Annotated in this window: 4 protein-coding genes; 2 read left to right on the forward strand and 2 right to left on the reverse strand. The window is 43.3% G+C overall.

Features of this window, described 5'->3' with window-relative positions; translation table 11 throughout:
• Together B4C08_RS08270 and B4C08_RS08275 are read left to right on the forward strand one after the other, a co-directional pair.
• The coding region (locus B4C08_RS08270) for an SUMF1/EgtB/PvdO family nonheme iron enzyme (RefSeq protein ID WP_296664351.1) at positions 1-307 on the forward strand (307 nt) is incomplete at its 5' end.
• 9 nt (positions 308-316) lie between these two features.
• Positions 317-889 (forward strand): methylated-DNA--[protein]-cysteine S-methyltransferase, encoded by a 573-nt coding sequence (locus B4C08_RS08275; protein ID WP_296664353.1) that lies wholly within the window; start codon positions 317-319, stop codon positions 887-889.
• 1 nt (position 890) lies between these two features.
• On the opposite strand, the gene B4C08_RS08280 is transcribed toward B4C08_RS08275, so the two are convergent.
• Together B4C08_RS08280 and B4C08_RS08285 are read right to left on the reverse strand one after the other, a co-directional pair.
• Entirely contained in the window at positions 891-1,223 is a 333-nt protein-coding gene (locus B4C08_RS08280) for a DUF3781 domain-containing protein (protein WP_296664355.1), read from the reverse strand.
• Between the two features lie 7 nt (positions 1,224-1,230).
• Positions 1,231-1,519: hypothetical protein (locus B4C08_RS08285; protein WP_296664357.1), on the reverse strand; the 289-nt coding region annotated here is incomplete at its 5' end.

A 1,519-nucleotide genomic window follows, 5' to 3' on the forward strand; every position in this document is an offset into this window, starting at 1 on the left:
AGAAACCGCCGCCGGCTGGGACGACAGAAATTCTGCGTGCAAAATTCCTGCGAACGGCTCAATGAGAATACACAAGCAGGGCGGAAAACTTCCTTCCGGGCTTGGATTTTACGACCTTGCTGGAAACGCTTACGAATGGTGCTACGACTTCGGCTCTCCCTACGACTGGAAATACGAAGTCTACCCTTACAAAACCATGAAGCATGGCGGCTATAACGCTTCTTATGTATATTTTGAATCCTGCTACAGAAGAGCCGACCCGGCCTACGTAAAGACCGGCGGACTTAGGCTTGCAAGAAACAGGTAGGAATAAAAAATGCAGAAAAAACTGATATTTGTTTACAATTCTCCGCTTGGAAAGATTTTTATTGAAAGCGACGGCGAATTTTTGAACGGTTTATGGTTTGAATATTCTTTTGATGAAAAAAAACACGAAAAAAGCCTGAAAGATTTTGAAGTTCAGCAAATTGACATAAAATCCGCCTCCTCGATTCCAGTCATAAAGGAAACTTGCGAATGGCTTGACATATATTTTGCCGGAAAAAATCCTTCTTTCACTCCAAAGTTCAGGATTGAAAATCTTACGCCTTTCAGAAATATGGTTGTTCAGGAAATGTGCAAAATCCCTTACGGAAAAACTGCGGCCTACAACGATATTGCAAAAAAAATCGCCTTGCAAAATGGAATCGCAAAAATGTCGGCGCAGGCTGTTGGCGGAGCGGTCGGGTGGAATCCAATCTGCATAATTGTTCCGTGCCACCGCGTTGTGGGCGCAAATAAAAGTCTTACAGGCTACGGCGGCGGAATCAGAAACAAAATCGCGCTTCTGAAGCTTGAAGGAATTGATGTTGAGCGTTTTTCGCTTCCAAAAAGCCAGAAGTTCATGTAACTTAGACTCTGTGCGCCGTAATCACCGTGCAGCTGTACGCGTTCACTGTGATTGTGCAGCCGTCTGTTTTTATGTACCAGTTTTTTCCTTTGCGAAAGATTTTGTTGATGGAAGTTTTGCCTTTTTCGTTGCTGGATTCCTCGTTGTATGCTGTTCCGCAAGTTTCGCCACTGCTAGATTTTTCATTTTCAATATTTTTTGCCGCCGTAAGAATTGTATTTTTGCACCATGCGACGACATCGTCAGTTTCAAGCCCAAGATTCCGTTTTATGCGCACAACACCAAGTTCCGTTGTGTGTAGTTTTTCAAGATTTTCCAGAAGTTCGTTTGTCATCTTTTGCTCAAATCCTTTTTATAATTTCGTACACTTTTTCTGACCAAGCCCAGATGTCCTTGCAGTCGTTTTTTACAAAGCGGACTTTTTGCGCAAGGTTCTGCGGAATGTGTTTTTCCAATACGGCTCTCTCATTTTCCGGCACAACGATTGCGTGAATCCAGTCCTTTAAAATCACTTCATCTTTTATTTTGAGCGGAAGAACGCCTTCAAAAACTGCGTCCGGGTGCGTGCAGAGTTTTTTGTAGTCAAAGAAAAATCTTACGCCGGGAGTAAAGTCCTCGCTCAAGTCCTTT

The sequence above is a fragment of the Treponema sp. UBA753 genome (assembly GCF_002297325.1).
GTDB lineage: Bacteria > Spirochaetota > Spirochaetia > Treponematales > Treponemataceae > Treponema_D.